Source organism: Achromobacter sp. ACM02, from assembly GCF_014851605.1.
In the GTDB taxonomy this organism is placed as follows: Bacteria; Pseudomonadota; Gammaproteobacteria; order Burkholderiales; family Burkholderiaceae_B; genus Achromobacter; species Achromobacter aegrifaciens.
The window spans coordinates 288,944-305,739 of record NZ_JACUZY010000006.1; the positions used below are offsets into that span (position 1 = coordinate 288,944).

At 67.3% G+C, this 16,796-nt stretch carries 15 protein-coding genes; 13 read left to right on the plus strand and 2 right to left on the minus strand.

Going from position 1 to position 16,796, the window contains the following annotated elements; genetic code table 11:
• The first annotated feature begins 20 nt into the window (after positions 1-20).
• Positions 21-1,208, plus strand: a complete 1,188-nt coding sequence (locus IB258_RS20570; RefSeq protein ID WP_192353128.1) for a class I SAM-dependent methyltransferase — start codon at positions 21-23, stop codon at positions 1,206-1,208.
• Between the two features lie 55 nt (positions 1,209-1,263).
• Here IB258_RS20570 and IB258_RS20575 read toward each other — a convergent pair whose 3' ends face one another.
• A complete protein-coding gene (locus IB258_RS20575; protein ID WP_125471140.1) occupies positions 1,264-2,364 on the minus strand; it encodes a CCA tRNA nucleotidyltransferase in 1,101 nt (366 codons plus the stop codon).
• Entirely contained in the window at positions 2,361-4,511 is a 2,151-nt protein-coding gene (locus tag IB258_RS20580) for a lytic transglycosylase domain-containing protein (protein WP_192353129.1), read from the minus strand. The genes IB258_RS20575 and IB258_RS20580 overlap by 4 nt, the downstream gene beginning before the upstream one ends.
• Positions 4,512-4,626: 115 nt before the next feature.
• Here IB258_RS20580 and IB258_RS20585 point away from each other — a divergent pair, with 115 nt between their 5' ends.
• From IB258_RS20585 to IB258_RS20640, 12 genes are all read left to right on the plus strand, one after another.
• Entirely contained in the window at positions 4,627-5,301 is a 675-nt protein-coding gene (locus tag IB258_RS20585; RefSeq protein WP_054456975.1) for a 5-formyltetrahydrofolate cyclo-ligase, read from the plus strand.
• 420 nt (positions 5,302-5,721) lie between these two features.
• Positions 5,722-7,155, plus strand: coding sequence for a circularly permuted type 2 ATP-grasp protein (locus IB258_RS20590; RefSeq protein WP_119450165.1), 1,434 nt, complete (start codon positions 5,722-5,724; stop codon positions 7,153-7,155).
• Positions 7,156-7,157: 2 nt separating this feature from the next.
• A complete protein-coding gene (locus tag IB258_RS20595; RefSeq protein WP_175162373.1) occupies positions 7,158-8,129 on the plus strand; it encodes an alpha-E domain-containing protein in 972 nt (323 codons plus the stop codon).
• Between the two features lie 13 nt (positions 8,130-8,142).
• Entirely contained in the window at positions 8,143-8,946 is an 804-nt protein-coding gene (locus tag IB258_RS20600; RefSeq protein WP_054456981.1) for a transglutaminase family protein, read from the plus strand.
• Between the two features lie 55 nt (positions 8,947-9,001).
• Positions 9,002-9,865, plus strand: coding sequence for a proteasome-type protease (locus IB258_RS20605; RefSeq protein ID WP_054456984.1), 864 nt, complete (start codon positions 9,002-9,004; stop codon positions 9,863-9,865).
• Between the two features lie 347 nt (positions 9,866-10,212).
• The gene (locus tag IB258_RS20610) at positions 10,213-11,007 is read left to right on the plus strand and encodes a DUF3800 domain-containing protein (protein ID WP_175181522.1); all 795 of its coding nucleotides are present in this window, start codon (positions 10,213-10,215) and stop codon (positions 11,005-11,007) included.
• Positions 11,008-11,138: 131 nt separating this feature from the next.
• Complete coding sequence (locus IB258_RS20615) at positions 11,139-12,137, plus strand: tripartite tricarboxylate transporter substrate-binding protein (protein ID WP_119450164.1); 999 nt, start codon at positions 11,139-11,141, stop codon at positions 12,135-12,137.
• Between the two features lie 57 nt (positions 12,138-12,194).
• Positions 12,195-12,962, plus strand: coding sequence for an IclR family transcriptional regulator (locus IB258_RS20620; RefSeq protein ID WP_054456990.1), 768 nt, complete (start codon positions 12,195-12,197; stop codon positions 12,960-12,962).
• A 301-nt stretch (positions 12,963-13,263) separates the two neighbouring features.
• Entirely contained in the window at positions 13,264-13,716 is a 453-nt protein-coding gene (locus tag IB258_RS20625) for a MaoC family dehydratase (RefSeq protein ID WP_054456992.1), read from the plus strand.
• Between the two features lie 26 nt (positions 13,717-13,742).
• A complete protein-coding gene (locus tag IB258_RS20630; RefSeq protein WP_192353130.1) occupies positions 13,743-14,597 on the plus strand; it encodes a CoA ester lyase in 855 nt (284 codons plus the stop codon).
• A gap of 2 nt (positions 14,598-14,599) precedes the next feature.
• On the plus strand, positions 14,600-15,757 hold the full coding sequence (locus IB258_RS20635) for a CaiB/BaiF CoA-transferase family protein (protein WP_192353131.1): 1,158 nt from the start codon (positions 14,600-14,602) through the stop codon (positions 15,755-15,757).
• 25 nt (positions 15,758-15,782) lie between these two features.
• Positions 15,783-16,757: a tripartite tricarboxylate transporter substrate binding protein gene (locus tag IB258_RS20640; RefSeq protein WP_119450160.1), complete on the plus strand. Its 975-nt coding sequence runs from the start codon at positions 15,783-15,785 to the stop codon at positions 16,755-16,757.
• The last annotated feature ends 39 nt before the right edge of the window (positions 16,758-16,796 follow it).

The following is a 16,796-nucleotide window of genomic DNA, read 5'->3' on the forward strand; positions in this document are numbered from 1 at the left end:
TGTCCACGCACCGCCCGACCATGCAACGATCCGCCCCCGCCAACCTGCCCGCCCTTACTCCCGCCGCCCAGGAACACAGCGCAGCCGCTGCCGCGCATCTGCGCGCCACCATCGCCGCCCATGGCGGCTGGCTGTCGTTCGACCACTGGATGGCGCAGGCTCTATACGCGCCCGGGCTGGGCTATTACGCGGCCGGCAACGTCAAGCTGGCCGAGGCCGACGGCGACGTCCGCACGCCTGCCGGCGACTTCGTCACCGCGCCCCAGCTGACGCCGCTGTTCGCCCGCACGCTGGCCCGCCAGGCCGCCCAGGTGCTGCGCCAGACGCAGACCGACGCCGTGCTGGAATTCGGCGCCGGCACCGGCGCCCTGGCCGAAGGCGTGCTGCGCGAACTGGATGCGATGGGCCTGGATCAAACCCGCTACCTGATCCTGGAAGTGTCGGCCGACCTGCGCGCCCGCCAGGCTGAAAGGCTGGCGGCATTCGGCGAGCGCGTGCAATGGCTGGACGCGCTGCCCCAGCGCTTTGCCGGCTGCGTGCTGGCCAACGAAGTGCTGGACGCGATGCCGGTGTCGATCTTCCGCTGGAGCGATACGGGCGAGGTGCTGGAGCGCGGCGTGGCGGTGGACGCCGCGCAAGGCTTCGTCTGGGAAGACCGCCCGGCGCCGCCGGCGCTAGCCGCCGCTGTCGCCGCCCGCATGCCGGCCCTGCCCGGTTACGTGTCCGAGATCAACCTGCAAGGCGAAGCCTGGATCGCCGCCATGGGCGGCTGGCTGGAACGCGGCGCGGCGCTGCTGCTGGACTACGGCTTTCCGCGCAGCGAGTACTACCATCCGCAGCGGGCAGGCGGCACGCTCATGTGCCACCTGCGCCATCACGCCCACGGCGATCCGTTCACCGCGCCGGGCCTGCAGGACATCACCGCGCACGTCGATTTCACCGCCATGGCGGATGCCGCGCTCGAGGCCGGCATGCAAGTCCTGGGCTATACCTCGCAGGCCCGCTTCCTGATGAATGCGGGGCTGATGGATCTGTTGGCGCAACTGGATCCGAGCGACGTGCAGCAATACGCGCAAGCCGTGGCGCCCGTGCAGAAGCTCTTGTCCGAATCGGAGATGGGCGAACTGTTCAAGGTATTGGCGGTGGGACGCGGCATCACCGAACCGCTGGCAGGGTTCTCGCGCGGCGACCGGTTGGGCAAGCTGTAGGAACGCGTGGCGGCCTCATAGGCATGGCCGCCACGTTTTCAGATCCATAGCGGAATCACTGCGCCCGCAGGCGCTCCAGGCGCGCGGCGCGCACCTGCTCCTTGATGCGCGCCGGCTCTCCGGCGCAAGCTTTGGCGATAGCTCCGGCGTCCACGCCGCGCACGATTGCCACGCGCGATTGCCAGGCCGCTCGGTCCACGGAGCGCAGCACGGCCGCCGCATCCAGCAGATCCAGAAAGCGTTCCGGCTTGCGCAGCGCATCGGCGCGCTCCATCAGCGCCAGTTGCGCGTCCGCGGGATCGGCGCCTTGCTCCACCGCGTCCAGCCCCGCCAACACTTCCGGCAACAGCCGCGCGTAATCGTTGCATTCCGTGGGCACGCGCAGGCGGCGGCCCATGGCGTCGCGCTCAGGCGTCAGTCGACACAGCAAGGCATAGCGCCCCGGCAGCGACAGGCCCTGCGCGGCCGCGCGGTCCACATCGGCCGCGGTCTGCTCCACCCCTTGCAGCTCGGGCATCACGCGCGCCAGCGCGCCGCATTGCTGCAGGATACCCAGCATGCGCGACGGCGCCGCCGCCATCAGGCCGCGCGACAATTCCTTCCAGACCCGTTCTGCCACCAGCGCGTCGGCCTCGCCGGCCTCGACCATGCGGCGGCACAGCGCCAGGGTCTCGGGCGCCACCGAAAAATCGGCAAAGCGGGCCGCGAACCGGGCCAGCCGCAGAATGCGTACCGGATCCTCTTCGAAGGCCTCGCCGACGTGGCGGAAGATGCGGTCGCGCACGTCGGCGGCGCCGCCCAGGGGATCAACCAGTTCGCCGTCCTGCTTCTGCGCGATGGCGTTGACGGTCAGGTCGCGGCGGCGCAGGTCTTCTTCCAGCGTGACGTCGGCGCCCGTATAGAACGTGAAGCCCTTGTAGCCCCGCCCCGACTTGCGTTCGGTGCGCGCCAGCGCGTATTCCTCTTTGCTGCGCGGATGCAGGAACACCGGAAAGTCGCCGCCGACCGGCACGAAACCGCGGCGCGCCATGTCCTCGGGCGTGGCGCCGACCACGACCCAGTCGTGGTCTCCGGGCGTCAGGCCGAGCAGCGCATCGCGCACCGCTCCGCCCACGATATAGACCTGCAGGCCGTCCGTGGCCGGATCCCGCGTCATGGGATCGAAGTGCTTTCCGCGCCCAGCGGCACAATGTTGCCCAGGCGTTCCTTCAGGGACTGGGGCTGGCCGGTGAACATGGCGGCGTAATACACCGAGTTGGACATCACGTTCTTGACGTAGGTGCGCGTCTCGTTGAACGGGATGGTCTCGGCAAAGATCGCGCCTTCCACTGGATGCGTGAAGGTCGAGCGCCAGTTGTGCGGACGGCGCGGGCCGGCGTTATAGCCTGCGCTGGCCAGCATCTGCGAACCGTTCAGGTCACGCAGCACCATGTTCAGATAGTTGGTGCCGAGTTCGGTGTTGGTGTCGAAGTCGTTGACGCTGTCGGGCGTGAAGTTGCTCATGCCGATCTTGCCCGCGACCCACTTGGCCGTGGCCGGCATCAGCTGCATCAGGCCGGACGCGCCGACGTGCGAACGCGCGTCCATGATGAAGCGCGATTCCTGGCGGATCAGGCCATAGACCCAGGCCGGATCCAGCGCGATGGCGTTGGCCTTGGCGGTGACGCGGCCTTCGAAGGGCGCGATGAAGCGCTGGCTGAAGTCGAACTCTTTTTCCGTGCGGTCGGAGGTGTTGACCACGCGGTCATAGATGTTCTCGGCGCGCGCCAATTCGGCGGCGGCCATCAGTTGACGATCGCTCATGCCGCGCAGCGTGAAGTTCCATTCCGGCACGGCTTCGGCGCGCCAACCCAGGCGGAAGAGCTGGATCGCGCGGCGCAGGCCGGGGTTGGCGCGGGCCTCGGTGATTTCCTGGTCGCTGAGGGGCGCGGGGCGCGGCGGCACGGTGATGCGGCGGCCCAGTTCCTCGGCAGCCAGCTGGCCGTAAAAGTCGAAGCGGTCGGCAATGCTGGCGTAGGCGGTGGCGGCCTGTTCCTTGTTGCCGCGCGCGGCCTGGCCGCGGGCCTTCCAGTAGATCCAGGACGAATCGGCCTGCTGCGAGGCGGGCATCTGGTCGATGGATTCCATGACCCATTTCCAGTCGATCTTGGGCTGGCGCAAGGCGGCGCGCACCTTCCAGGCGGCGTTGTATTCCGTCATGCGGATGTGGCCGGCCTCGTGGTACCAGTCGTCGGCGCGGCTGTCGAGATTCAGCGCGGCGACCAGCGCGTACTGGCCGCGGACCCAGGCCAGGTTCGACTTGGCCATGGACTTGGACCAGTCCCCGGACTTGCCCCATTCGCGGCGCAGGTAGGAATCCGCCACGCTGACGTCGGAACGCGCCAGGCGCGCCAAGGCGATCGTCACCAGTTCCTTCTCGTTGCGGCCCACGGGTTGACGGCTCTGGCGCGTCAGCCACTTCATGGGGTCCTTCATGAGCTGGTCATAGGTTTTCAGGTCGCCCGGCTCGAACATGTACTGCGCGAACTTGCGCGCGTCGGCGGTCTTGTTGGCTTCGATGGCGTCGCGCAGCTGGGGTTCCAATTGCTCCCAACCCATGATGCCGTCGGCGACCAGCTGGTCGTACAGCGCCCAGCAGGCGCCGCCCGGCGCGAACACGGCCGCGGCCTGCGCCGCCGTGGCGCGCTGCCCGGTCATGTGCTTGGCATCGAGGATGGCGCACTCGATCTGCGCATTGCTGTTCTTCACGGGCGCGAGCTTGCGCACGGTTTCGAAGTCCCCGCTGCGGGCCGCGGCCAGCAGCCAGTCGCCGCGCAGGCGGTCGGCCAGGTAGGCGTCGGAATTGCCGCTGATGAACTTCTGCAGGTCGGCGGTGGGCCGGCCGGTGGCGGGCGGGGTCCACAACTGATAGCGCAGCAACCAATATTCGGGATACATGCCCAGCGGATCCGGCTTGGCCTGCGGCACCAGCGCGCCCAGCACGGACCACTGCTTGCGGTTCATGGCTTCGCGCGCAGCGACCACGGCGGCGAGCGCGGGGGTCTGGGAAGTCGGCGGCAGGCCGGCCAGCACCGCGGGCGGCACGGAAATGGCGGGTTGCGCAGCCTGAACGGCGGGCTGAGGCTGGGGCTGGGTATTGACCGACGCGCTGCGCTGCTGCGCGTCCACCGGCGCACAGGCCGCGGTGAACAGCGCCAGCAGCGGCAGCCAGCGGCGCAGGCCGGGAGCGGCCTCGGTGGCGGCGGCGGACCCGGATTTCCGCGCGGTTTTCTGATACCGTCCGGGTTGCAGAGTCTGTGTCATGCCCTGTCCCTCATACACTGGCCTTGCCGTACGCCAGCATGCCGGCAATCCACATGTTCGTCCGCATGCGTCCGCACATTCGCCATCATTTGTCCATCCCTCTTACAGCCACCGCATGACTACGCAAAATACTCCAGAGGATACCGCAGTACCGCTACGCGCGCGATTGCGGAAACTGCGCGCTGAACTGCCGGAAGATCAGCGTAGCCGCGGCGGCCTGCTCATGCGCGCACGCCTGTTCACCTGGCTGAATGTGGCGCGCGATGAAGCCGTGCGCGCGGGCCGCCCCGCGCCCGCTACCGTGGCCGCCTTCTGGCCCATGGCCGACGAACCGGACCTGCGCCCGTTGCTAGAACAATGGGTGGAAAACGGCGTGACCGTGGCCCTGCCCGTGGTGCGCGAACGCAATGCCCCGCTGGCCTTCCTGCCCTGGACGCCGGATGCCGAATTGCGTGCCGGCCCCTACGGCATCCAGGAACCCGTCGCCGGCGCCGAACTGCTGCCCGACGTGGTGCTGGTCCCCACCCTGGGCTACACCGAACAGGGCGACCGCCTGGGCTATGGCGGCGGCTATTACGACCGCACCCTGGCCGCGCTGCGCGACCGCGGCCACCCGTTCATCGCCATCGGCATCGCCTGGAGCTGCGGCGAGCTGGACGCCGGTTATGAACCCGCCGCCCACGACTTCCCGCTGGACGCGGTACTGACCCAGGACGGCTGGGTGCCCCAGGCGCCGCTGGAACAAGGCGGCACCAGCGGCACCACGCTGCACAGCTTCCGCATGAACTGACGCACCAGTTCTGCTCCACCAGTTTGCACCAATACGGTGCACGACCTATCATAGGGACTGCTGCCGGGCCTAGCCCAGACCCCGGCCGCAGCACGCAGCGCCCGCGCACTTCCGTGCGCTTTCTTCGGCAGCGCCGCCCCACCCGTTCCCCTGGCCAGGCATTTCCGCGCCAGCCCCGCTGACCCCGATCCACCCGCCAGCCCCGGCCAATCCGCGCCTGGCGCCCACGCCATCCCCTGGCCTCAGCCGCCGCGGCGATGGCGCCGCAACGCCCTTCGGAGGATATTGGTCCTCAGGGGCGCCCCCCGCGCGTGCCGGCCAGGCTGGCATGCGGGTTGCTTAATCCATTGCAACCGGCCGGACATTGGCCGGACGGCGGCCGTGCGCGAGCCGGCTGCCAGCACCTGTACCGGAGGAGCCATGAAGGACAGATCATCCCGTCCCGCCGCCTATGACGAAATGCGCGACAGCGCCGGCGGCATACGCTCCCACTACCAGGCTTTCGAGCGCTGGCATGACGAGCAGTCCGCGCAGGCCATGGCCGCGCGCCGCCTGGAAGCGGACCTGAGCTTTCGCCGGGTCGGCATCACGTTTTCGGTGGCGGGCGACGCGGCCGGCACCGAACGCCTGATCCCCTTCGACCTGATCCCGCGCGTCATCCCCGCCGCCGAATGGCGTCTGCTGGAAGCCGGCCTGAAGCAGCGGGTACGCGCGCTCAATATGTTCATCCACGACATCTATCACGGGCACGACATCGTGCGCGCGGACGTGGTGCCCGCCGAGCAGGTATTCCTGAACGCCCAGTACCGCCCCGAGATGCAGGACGTGGACGTGGCCGAGGACATCTACTGCCACATCGCCGGGGTGGACATCGTGCGCGCGGGCGCGGGCGAGTTCTATGTGCTGGAAGACAATCTGCGAGTGCCGTCCGGCGTGTCCTACATGCTGGAGAACCGCAAGATGTCGATGCGGCTGATGCCCGACGCCTTCAGCCGCATCAAGGTGGAGCCGGTGGCGCACTACCCGGACCTGCTGCTGGACAACCTGCGCGAAGTCGCGCCGCACGGCGGCGACGATCCCACCGTGGTGGTGCTGACGCCCGGCATGTACAACTCGGCCTACTTCGAACACGCCTTCCTGGCGCAGCAGATGGGCGTGGAGCTCGTCGAAGGCCAGGACCTGTTCGTCGAGCAGAACACCGTCTACATGCGCACCACGCAGGGGCCGCGCAAGGTGGACGTGATCTACCGCCGCCTGGACGACGACTTCCTCGATCCGCTGTCATTCCGCGCCGACTCCGCGCTGGGCGTGCCGGGTCTGCTGTCGGTGTACCGAGCCGGACGCGTAACGCTGGCCAATGCCATCGGCACCGGCATCGCCGACGACAAGTCCACCTATCTCTACGTGCCGGACATGATCCGCTTCTATCTGGGCGAGGAGCCGATACTGTCCAACGTCCCCACCTGGCGCTGCAACCGGCCCGACGAGCTGTCGCACGTGCTGGCCCACATGCACGAACTGGTGGTGAAGGAAGTCCACGGCTCGGGCGGCTACGGCATGCTGGTGGGGCCGTCTGCCTCGCGCGCCGAGGTCGAGGCCTTCAAGGACCGCGTGCGCGCCAACCCCGCCAATTACATCGCGCAGCCCACGCTGGCGCTGTCCACCGTGCCGACCTACGTGGAATCGGGCGTGGCGCCGCGCCATGTGGACCTGCGCCCCTACGTGCTGTGCGGCAAGGACATCCGCACCGTGCCGGGCGGCCTGTGCCGCGTGGCGCTGACCGAGGGCTCGCTGGTGGTCAACAGCAGCCAGGGCGGCGGCACCAAGGACACCTGGGTGCTGGAGGAGGACTGAACATGCTGAGCCGAACCGCCGACAATCTGTTCTGGATGTGCCGCTACACCGAACGCGCCGAAAACACCGCCCGCATGCTGGACGTGAACCTGCAGATGTCGCTGCTGCCGCAGGACGCGCAGCGGCGCGAAGGCTCGTGGCTGGGCGTGCTGCGCATCTCCGAGCTGCAAGGCCTGTACCAGAGCAAGTACGCCTCCATCTCGCCGCACGACGTGCTGCAGTACATGGTGCGCGATCCCGAGAACCCCTCGTCCATCTATTCCTGCATGCGCGCCGCCCGCGAGAACGCGCGCGCCGTGCGCGGCAGCCTCACCACCGAGGTCTGGGAAACCTACAACACCACCTGGCTGGAACTGCTCAAGCACCTGCACACGGGCTTGCTGGAACGCAACCCGGGCGAGTTCTTCGAATGGGTCAAGTTCCGTTCGCACCTGGCGCGCGGCGTCACCATCGGCACCATGCTGGAGGACGAGGCCCTGTACTTCCTGCGCATCGGCATGCACCTGGAACGCGCCGACAACACCGCGCGCATGCTGGACGTGAAGTTCCATGAACGCGGGTCCAACGGCCACGATAGCCGAACCGAGGGAGCCGGCGCGGCGGCGCTGCAAAGCGAGTTCTACCGCTGGTCGGCGCTGCTCAGCTCGGTGTCCGGCCTGGAGATTTACCGCAAGGTATATCGCGACGTCATCACCCCCGACCGCGTGGCCGAACTGCTGATCCTGCACGGCGACATGCCGCGCTCGCTGCTGGCCTCGATGCGCGCGGTGGCCGACGACCTGGCGCGTGTCTCCAACCAACGCTCGACCGAAACCGAGAGGCGCGCCGGCATGCTGTGCGCGGAACTGCAATACGGTCGCGTCGAGGACATCCTGGACAGCGGCCTGCATCAATACCTGGAGCACTTCCTCGACCGCATCAACGATCTGGGCAACCGGATCAGCCAGGACTTCCTGGTGCCGCTGTCGGCCTAGGCAGGAGAGCAGAATGAAACAGATCATCACCCACGTCACTCACTACCGCTATACCGCCCCGGTCACCTACAGCATCCAGACCTTGCGGCTGACCCCGCGCGACGACGAACACCAGCGCGTGCTGCGCTGGCACATCGAAGCGCCCGGCGAGCTGGACAAGCAAGTAGATGCCTACGGCAACATCACGCATACGCTGACGCTCAACCAGCCGCACACCGACATCGAGCTGCGCGTGGTCGGGCAAGTGCTGGTGGCGCCGCTGGAACGCGGCCTGCTGGGCAGCGAGGACAGCCGTCTGCCAGTGCACGCCTATTGCGTGCAGACGCCGCTGACCCAGGCCGACGACACCGTCATGGCCTTCGTGCGCGACGCGCTGCCGGGCGGTCTGCATACGCCGGACGACGTGCTGGCCCTGGCCACCGCGGTCAGCGACCGCGTCGCCTACGAGCCCGGCACCACCGATGTCACCACCGCCGCCAACCAGGTGCTGGCCATGGGCCACGGCGTCTGCCAGGACCATGCCCACCTCTTCCTGGCCTGCGTGCGCGGCCTGGGCGTGCCCGCGCGCTACGTCAGCGGCTACCTGTACACCACCGCCGAACACGCCGCCAGCCACGCCTGGGCCGACGTCTGGCTGCCCGACGTGGGCTGGACCAGCGTGGACATCACCAACCGCCAGTTCGCCTCGGACTGCCATTGCCGGCTGGCGGTGGCGCGGGACTACGACTCGGCTTCGCCGGTGCGCGGCGTGCGCAGCGGCGGCGGCCAGGAATCCATGGAGGTCAGCGTGCAGGTCCAGACCAGCGCCCAGCAGTAACATCCCGCCAGCCGCGCCGCAATACAATGCGGCGTGGTTTTCCCTAATTCTGATCATGACCTACTGCGTCGCAGCCCGCCTTGATTCCGGCCTGGTATTCCTCGCCGACTCCCGCACCAACGCCGGAGTCGACCAGATCAGCGTCTTCCGCAAAATGACCGTGTTCGAGCGCCCGGGCGACCGCGTCATGGTGCTGATGAGTTCGGGCAACCTGGCGGTCAGCCAGGCGGTGCTGAACGCGCTGGCGCGCCAGCACGACGAAGGCGGCGAAACCGTCTGGAACGCGCCCGACATGTTCGAGGCCACCCGCCGCGTCGGCGCCGCGGTGCGCTCGGTCTATCACCACGAAGCCCCGGCCCTGCGCGAGCAGGGCGTGGACTTCAACGTCAACCTGATCTTCGGCGGCCAGATCGGCGCCGAACGCTGCCGCCTGTTCCAGGTGTATTCGGCCGGCAACTTCATCGAAGCCGGCCAGGAATGCCCGTACTTCCAGATCGGCGAAGCCAAATACGGCAAGCCCATCCTGGACCGCGTGCTGCGTCCCGACACCTCGCTGGACGAAGCGGCCAAGTGCGCCCTGATCTCCATGGACTCCACGCTGCGCTCCAATATCTCGGTGGGCCTGCCGCTGGACCTGCTGGTCTACGACACGCACTCGCTGCGCGTCACGCATTTCGCCAGCATCGACGAGCACAACGAGTACTTCCGCATGATCCGCGGCACCTGGGGCGAACGCCTGCGCCAGGTCTTCGCCGAGATCCCGGACCCGCTGTGGACCAATCCCGACTCGCCCGATTCGCTGGTCCCTCCCAGCCGCGTGCACCAGCCGCTGCGCGCGGAGCCGATGGATGCGCCCGTGTCGAACTATCCGGCGCCGCAGGTGTTGGCTGAAGATCCGGGGAAGGATCAGGCGAACTAGGGGCGGTTTCCGGCAGGAACATGCCAAGCCTCCCAGGCCAGAACCCGGGACTCCGTCTGATACCGCAGGCTTCCGCGCGCATTTATGTGTTCCGGACGCCTTGATCCCTTGCAGCACGACCGGAATCTGCTTTACAGTTTCTTCAACGTATATGCACGCCATATGCCCACCTTCCGAGGCCCGCGCAATTCATTGCTGCGGGCTTTCGTGTTTTTGTGCGGCATGAATCGTTGCCATTTTGAATTTGGGTGCGATCTTTCCATTCACTGAAGGAAAGCCAGCCGTCTCCCGCGCCCTACACTGCTTCGATTCGTATGCAAGCCACGTGTCGGACAAAGGGTTACGTCATGCATTACGTCATGTATCTGGACGAGTTCGGCCACATTGGCCCATTCGTCTCTCGTGATCACGACAAGCACCGGACAAGCCCGGTGTTCGGCTTCGGGGGGTTGGTCCTGCCTGTTGAATCCGTGCGCGAGTTCGCCATCTACTTCTACAAACTGAAATGCCATCTATTGAAGTTCGAACTGGAACGGCAAGACCAACCTGCGTACCGCTGGGAAAAGAAGGGCGCGCAACTCTATACCGTCCGGAATGTTGAAAAGTACCAGCAGTTGCGGACCGCAACGGGGCGTTTGCTGAACCGGATCAGACAGATTGGCGGACACGTGATTTACAGCGGCGAGCAAAAGACAACAGACGCGGCATCGCATCAACCCGCGGAGATCTTCAAGCAGCAATTGCTACGCATAGTCCGGCGCGCGGATCGCTTTTTCTCGGCAAGGCAGGCCACCTTCATGCTTTTGATCGACGAGCAACAGGCGGGCAGCCGATGGCGCGAAATGAATGTCGAAGCCTGCACGCTGGCGATGTTCGAAGATGCCACCGACCGATGCAGAACGCTGGTCGAGCCGCTGATTCAAGGTGAGAGCCACCTGTTCCAGACCCTTCAATGTGCTGACTGGATCTGCAGCTTGGTGGGCCGGCTGTGCGCCTTCCAGGTGGCGTCCGCGCAGTACAGGGACTGGGAGATTTTTCACCGTTACTTTCATGACCGCGTGCAAGCCGCGGCCCTCCCGTGCAGCGGACTCGGTTCGCAGGAAGAGCAGGAAAATCCCCCGCTCATATCGCCTTCCGCGTAAACCCTCCTTTCCAGCAGCCGAAACCCGGCTTGCGGAACCGCGAATTCTCATCCGGGCGCTGTCGCGCCACACTGGTGTCCGGCCGTCATGCTTTGCCTTGGGGGCCCCGACAACACCACAAGGAGCGAGACATGCCCCCTATCTACGCGCGCGCCCTCAAGCGTGCAGCATGGCCCATGCTGGCCCTGTCCTGCCTGGTTTCTGGCACCGCCGGCGCGCAAGGCGCCTATCCCAACCATCCCATTTCGCTGGTCGTGCCGTTCGCAGCGGGCGGGCCGACCGATGTCGTGGCGCGCAGCCTGGGCGCGTCCATGTCCAAGACGCTGGGCCAAAGCATCATCATCGAGAACCGCACCGGTGCGGGCGGCACGCTGGCGTCCCAGCACGTGGCGCGCGCCGCGCCCGATGGCTACACCTTCCTGATCCACCATAACGGCATGGCCACCGCGCCGGCGCTGTACCGCAAGCTGTCATTCAACCCGCTGACGGACTTCGCCTATGTCGGCCAGGTGGCCGACGTGCCCATGACGCTGCTGGGCCGCAAGGACCTGCCCGCGGACGGCATGAAGGACTTCATCAAGTACGCCAAGGAAAACGGCAACAAGATCAACCTGGCCAACGCCGGCCTGGGCGCGGTGTCGCAGCTCTGCGGCATGCTGCTGCAGGAATCGCTGGGCGTGCAGTTCACCACCGTGCCCTATGCCGGCACGGCGCCGGCGATGACCGCGCTGCTGGGCGGCCAGGTGGACGTGCTGTGCGATCAGACCACCCAGACCATTCCGCAGATCAAGGCCGACCGCGTGAAGCTGTACGGCGTCACCACGCTGGAGCGCATCAAGACGCTGCCTGATGCGCCGACCCTGCAGGAGAACGGCCTGAAGGGCTTCGAGGTCAAGGTGTGGCATGGCGTCTACGCGCCCAAGGGCACGCCGCCAGAAGCCGTCGCGAAGTTCAACGAGGCCCTGCGCGCCGCGCTGAAGGATCCTGCCTTCACGCAGAAGATGGCGGAACTGGGCGCCGAGATCGTGCCGGAATCCAAGCAGACGCCGCAAGGCCTGCAGACCTGGCTGCAATCCGAGGTCGACAAATGGGGCGGCATCATCCGCAAGGCGGGGGTGTACGCCGACTGATGGCGCGGCGGGCGGCGGCGGTTGCTGCTGCCCGTTCATGAATATATATTCGCGTGCATGAGTACGAACGACGTAAAAAGCGCCAGGCGCGTCCTGGACATCCTGCAATTCTTCGCCGCGACGCGGGCGCCGGCCACGCTGTCGCAGCTTTCGGCCGGACTGGGCATCCCCAAGTCCAGCTGCCTGGCCTTGCTGGACACGCTGGAAGGCGACGGCTACGCGCATCAGACTGCGGGCCGTTATTACCTCACCCGCCGCTGGCTGAACGAGGCCCGCACGGTGGCCGAGCATGACCAGCTGACCACACGCATCCGGCCCACGCTGGAGGCGCTGCGCGACGAATTGGACGAGACCCTGATCCTGGCGCAACGGTCGGGCGACCAGGTGGTCTACCTGGACGTGGCCGAACCCGAACGCATCGTGCGCTTCACGGCCAGGGTCGGCCAGCAAAAACCGCTGCATGCATCGGCCTCCGGGCGTGCCCTGCTGGGCGCCATGCCGCCTGCCGAACGCGAGGCGCTGGTCGCGCGCCTGCCCCTGGACCGCTATACCAGCAAGACGGTCAAGACCCACAAGCAACTGCTGCAGCTGATCGATTCCGAAGCCCGGCGCGGCTGGCACGTCAATCTGGCGGAGCATCAGGCCGATACCCTGTCGGTTGCCGCGCCGCTGGTGTTGTACGGCGCCGTGCTGGCGCTGGTCGTGGGCGCTCCGCTGGACCGTTCCGCCTCCCGCGCCGACCTCATCGGCCAGACCTTGCTTGCCGCCGGCCGCGAACTCACGCAACGCCTGGACAGCCCGGCGCCCGCCGTGACTGCCTACTAAGGCCAGTCCCTAAAAGGGCTTCCGCCGCTCCGGCCGCCTGGCTGCCCCGAGAGGCGCCTGGCGGCCGCGCCTTTACCTCCCCTTCCTGCGTCCCGCCGCGTCACCCGCGCTGGCGGCGCGCGCCTGCGTCCTCCGCGGCTGCGCAGGCTCCTGCGGGTTTACGACTAGCCAAAACCATTGCCCGCCTTTGTTCATAAATATAAACTTTTGTTCAAGAGTAAGAACGCGGATCGGGATTACCGGTAGCGGCCGCTCGAATTCCGGGCCAATACCCCGGCGCTCTCTACATGAAGGAAAGAACATGGCTGGCCTTTATTACGAACAGTTTTCGCCCGGGCAGGCGTTCGAGCATGCCTGGACCCGCACCCTGACCGAAATGGACAACGTGCTGTTCAGTTCCCTGACGATGAACGTGCAGCCGCTGCATCTGGACGCGCATTTCGCCGCGCAGACGGAGTTCGGCAAGCCCCTGGTCAACAGCCTGTTCACGCTGGGCCTGCTGATCGGCATGACGGTCAACGACACCACCTTGGGCACCACCGTGGCCAATCTGGGCATGACCGACGTGAACTTCCCCAAGCCGGTTTTCGCTGGCGACACCTTGCATGTGCACACCCGCGTGCTGTCGGTGCGCGAGAGCAAATCGCGCCCCAACGCGGGCATCGTCGAGTTCGAGCACACCGCGCTGAACCATCGCGACGAAGTCGTGGCCACGTGCAAGCGTTCGGCCTTGATGCGCAAGCGTCCGGCCTGAGTTTGCCGCCGTCCAGGAGGACCACGATGACCCGCTCCCTGCTGTTCGTGCCCGGCGATTCCGGGCGCAAGTTCGATCACGCGGCCGCCAGCGCCGCCGATGCCCTGATCCTGGACCTGGAAGACTCCGTCGCCCCGGACCAGAAGCCTGCTGCGCGCAAGGAAGTCCGCGCCATGCTGGAACGCGGCGCGGCAGGCAAACAACTATGGGTGCGCATCAACGCGCTGGAGGGCAACGACGCCCTGGCCGATCTGGCCGCCGTGATGCCCGCCGCCCCCTACGGCATCGTGCTGCCCAAATGCGCCGGCCGCGATGGTCTCCTGCACCTATCGCACTATCTGGACGCCTTCGAGGCCACGGCCGGCACGGCCCCAGGCGTCACACGCATCCTCGCCATCGTCACCGAGACCGCGCAGTCCCTGTTCAGCCTGCACGACTACCGCGACGCCACGCCGCGGCTGTGGGGGCTGTCCTGGGGCGCGGAAGACTTGGCCGCCGACGTCGGCGCGCTGCGCAACCGCGAGGCGGGCCGCTACACGGAGCCCTTCCGTCTGGCGCGCTCGCTATGCCTGATGTCGGCCGCCGCGGCCGGCGTGCGCGCCATCGACACGGTCTGCGTCGACCTGGACGCGCCCGAGGTTCTGGCAGCCGAGGCCGGCGAAGCCTTTCGCGACGGCTTCGTCGGCAAGATGGCCATCCATCCGCGCCACGTAGCCGCGGTCAACGCGGCGCTGAGCCCGGACGACGGCCAATTGCAATGGGCCCGCGCGGTCATTGCCGCCTTCGCCGCCAACCCGGGCGCGGGCACCTTGCGGCTGGACGGCAAGATGATCGACCGCCCGCACTTGCGCCTGGCGCGCCGCCTGCTGGGGGAGGACTGAACATGCCCGGACCACTGCACGGCATACGCGTCGTCGACATGACCAGCGTCGGCATGGGGCCCATGGCCACCCAGATGCTGGGCGACATGGGCGCCGACGTCATCAAGGTGGAATCCGCCGAGGGCGACGTGTTCCGTCACGTCACCCCCCAGCGCCATGCCGCCATGAGCCATACCCATCTGAACCTGAACCGCAATAAGCGCAGCGCGGTGATCGATGCCAAGACCCCCGAAGGCCGTGCGCAACTGGACGCGTTGATCGGCGGCGCCGACGTCTTCATCTCCAACATGCGCGCCCCGGCGATGCGCCGCCTGGGCCTGGATTACGCGACACTGCAGCCCCGTTTTCCCGAACTGGTCTATTGCGCCTGCTATGGCTATTCGGAGCAAGGCCCTTATGCGGGACGCGCCGCCATCGACGACACCATCCAGGCCGCGTCCGGCATGGCCTGGCTGCAAGGCGGCGCAGGCGCCGAGGCGCCGCGCTACGTCAATTCCGTGGTCGCCGACAAGGTGGTGGCACTGTACGTGGCCAACGCCGTCACCAGCGCCCTGTTGGCGCGCGAGCGCGGCGCGGGCGGCCAGGCCGTGGAAGTGCCGATGTTCGAATGCATGGTGGCCTTCCTGGCGCCGGAACATCTGGCGGGGCTGACCTTCGTGCCGCCCGAAGGGCCGGCGGGCTATACGCGCCTGCTCAATGAGTACCGCCGTCCGTTCCGCACGCAGGACGGCTACATGAGCGTGGTGCCTTACACCACGCCGCAATGGCAGCGCTTCTTTGCGCTGGCCGGCAACCCCGAGATGGCGCAGGACCCGCGCTACCTGACGCTCAACAGCCGCAGCAAGCATTTTCCCGAGCTGTACAGCTACGTCGAAGGCGTGCTGGGCAAGCGCACCACCGCGCAATGGATCGAACTGCTGGCGACCGCCGACATCCCCTATGCGCCGGTCAACGGCTTCGAGGAACTGCTGGCCGACCCGCACTTGCGGGCCACCGGCTTCTGGCATGAATCCGAGCACCCCACCGAAGGGCGCCTGATCCAGGCGGGCCTGCCCGTCCGCTTCAGCCGCACGCCGGCAGAGATCCGGCGGCATCCGCCCGGCCTGGGCGAACACACAGCCGAGATCCTGGCGGAAGCCCAGGCCGGCCGGACGTCCTAAGGTTCCAAAGCACGAGGAGACAGACATGAAAAACAACATCCGATCCGCCCTGATCGCCGCCGCGCTGTGCCTGCCGTCCCTGACAGGCGCAGCCCCCGGCTATCCGCAGGCGGACAAGCCCATCCATTTCGTGGTCGGCTTTCCCGCTGGCAGCACCATCGACAACGTCTCGCGCGTGGTGGTGGACGATATCCGCGCCCGCACCGGCGCGCAGATCATCGTCGAGAACAAGCCCGGCGCGCTGGGCGTGCTGGGCGTGGACACGGTGGCGCGGGCCGCGCCCGACGGCTACACCATGATGCCGAGTTCCAGCGCCACCAGCTCGTCCGGCCCCTACCTGTCCAAGGCCTTCCAGCGCTATGACGCCATGAAGGACTTCACCCAGGTCGGGCGTGTGGTGCGCTTCGACGTGGTCATCGTCACGCGCGCCGCAGGCCAGCATGGCGACGCGCGCCAACTGGTGGCGACAGCCAAGGAAAAGCCGAACTCGGTGACCAGCGGCTATGGCTCCGGCACGGGCCAGGTGGTGGCGGCGGCGTTCAGCCGCGCAGCCGGCGCCGAGGTGCTGGCGGTGCCCTACAAGGGCCAACCGGCCGCCATCACCGACCTGCTGGGCGGGCGCATCGATTTCGTGGCGGCCGACCTGGGGGCCGTGCTGCCGCAGATCCGCGCCAAGAACCTGAACGCCGTGGCCCTGGTTTCCAACAAGCGCTCGACCATCCTGCCCTCCGTTCCCACCGCCCAGGAACTTGGCATGGGCAGCCTGGACCTGACCGGCTGGATCGGCGTGGCCGGCCCCGGCGGCCTCGCGCCCGAGGCGGCGAAGTGGTGGTCCGAGCAACTGACGGCCACGATGCGCGAGCCTGCGATCCAGGAAAAACTGCGCGCCATGGGCATGGAGCCCGACCTGGCCACGGGTGATCCCTTGCAGCAATTCGTGCGCGGCCAGTACGACGCCTGGGGTCAGCAGATCCGGCAGGCGGGAATCCAACCCGAGTAAGCAGCGGGCTGCCCAAAGAAAAGCCCACCCTCGCGGGTG